The sequence below is a fragment of the Vibrio sp. ER1A genome (genome assembly GCF_000733315.1).
In the GTDB taxonomy this organism is placed as follows: Bacteria; Pseudomonadota; Gammaproteobacteria; order Enterobacterales; family Vibrionaceae; genus Vibrio; species Vibrio mediterranei.
This window is the reverse complement of record NZ_JPJA01000028.1, coordinates 1-1827: the sequence shown is the minus strand read 5'-3', so window position 1 is coordinate 1827 and position 1827 is coordinate 1. Positions and strand designations below refer to the sequence as shown.

Annotated in this window: 2 protein-coding genes and 1 pseudogene; 2 read left to right on the top strand and 1 reads right to left on the bottom strand. The window is 39.8% G+C overall.

Translation table 11 applies throughout. The features are described 5' to 3' along the window. Positions 1-634 (top strand): DoxX family protein (locus HW45_RS03620; protein WP_038224865.1); only part of this gene is annotated, 634 nt, incomplete at its 5' end. Between the two features lie 87 nt (positions 635-721). Further along, on the top strand, positions 722-1258 hold the full coding sequence (locus HW45_RS03615; protein ID WP_038224864.1) for a YbhB/YbcL family Raf kinase inhibitor-like protein: 537 nt from the start codon (positions 722-724) through the stop codon (positions 1256-1258). Between the two features lie 200 nt (positions 1259-1458). Here the strand turns inward: HW45_RS03615 and HW45_RS03610 are convergent. Next, positions 1459-1827: pseudogene (locus tag HW45_RS03610) on the bottom strand (transposase); the annotation flags it as partial.

Sequence of the window (1827 nt, the reverse complement as noted above, 5' to 3'; positions counted from 1 at the left end):
AATTTCGTTTTTGACTACAACGTTTTTTGCTATAATTGTGGTTCGTAACGCGGATCAACACGACTGGAGTATCATTGGTTGGATTACATCATTAGTTTTAATTCCTCTTTTATTTCAGTTGATTTCATTAGCGAAAGATAGTTATAACACAAATGGCTCACATTTGACGGCATTAACGTTACTTCGAACTTTTATTGGTCTAAATTGGCTTACGCATTGTACTGAGAAACTATTTTTGTCCCATCACGACGCCGGCTTGGTTGGTTTCTTTTCAAATGTTGTTGGACCAAACACTATTGGTACAAGTATTCCGGATCCTTTGGTTCATTACGTTATCGTTTTAGGAGGGTTAGTAGAGTTGACCGCTGCTATCTGTTTAGGTTTGGGGCTGCTAACAAGATTCGGGGCGTTTGTAGCTTGCGTTTACTTGATTGCCGCACAGTTAATGAGTGGTCACTTTATGGTCGGCTATACATGGATGATGCCAGGTGGTGGATGGGAAGTGCCTTTCTACTTCTTCATGGTAACTTATCCATTTATTCTACCTCGTAACGCTGGGGCAATTTCATTGGACGTAGTTTTGAAAACTGATAAATCCAATATTCCCTTTATCAAATTGTTATCAGGAGCTTGACTATATTATCCTCATTTAAAGTGTAAACTGTTTACATAGTGGTGATAATTTCTACAACTGATTTTCATTCTAATAAAAGGAAATATCATGAAAAATACCTTATTGCTGATAGTATCTGTTTTTATATCTTATTCGACATTTGCATCTGAATTCACCTTAACTAGTGACTCTGTGGCTAATGGCAAACCTATTTCTAACGCATTCTTTACAAATCAATTTGGTTGTTCTGGTGAAAATAAAATGCCTGACTTGAAATGGGAAAATGCTCCGGAAAATACGAAAAGCTTTGCGCTGAGTTATTTCGACCTTGATGCTCCAACAGGCAGTGGTTTTTGGCATTATACTTTGTTTAACATCGACGGTAACATTGATCACTTGGCCGGTGGTATTGACGGAGGTAAACTTCCTAAGGGAAGCGTACAAGGTCGTACTGACCTTGGTATACCTGGATTCATAGGTTCTTGTCCACAAACTGGTGAAATTCATCGTTATCAATGGAAACTGACAGCATTGGATGTAGATAAACTTGATATCGGTTCCGATACCACTCCCCAAGTGTTATCACTCAATTTGCTTGCTCATAGCTTAGGTCAAGCAAAGCTAACAGTATTAGCAGGGCGTTAAACCTAATTATTCGGAACTGTCTTATACAGTCGAACTCCAAATAGACATCAAATTGAAGGTAGAGAAGGTTTACTTTCCTACCTTTGAAGCAGAAACCTCAATCGAAAATAAAAGGTAATTCAAATAATGGAGCTGTGTCACAAATTGCCTTTGTTGCTTAACTCAGAGATAAGACATGCCTGTCCCGTAGTATTTGATTCTTAAACGATATACTGAGTTTCAGGCATACCTAACCCTGTAAGCTTATTCAGCGCTTTGATCATTACGTAAGTCTCGCCAACTTGAGCGTCGTAGTTCTTGAGGCTTAATTTCCCACCCAACAACTGTTTCACTCGATACATTGCTGTCTCTGATAGCCATACCGCTTTTTCCACTTCTTGTTGGAGCCGTAGAGCTTTTGACAACCTAATGCTAAATTACGTGGATGCGCTTTTTCCCAGAAAGCGGCACCTTCACGCGGAGGGATTAAAGGTATCGCTTTCTTAACCCTAATCGCTCCGTGGCACTCCCTTGTACCGTATGCACCATCTCCCGAGATTTCCTTGATGGTTCGGCGTGTTTGCTTGAGT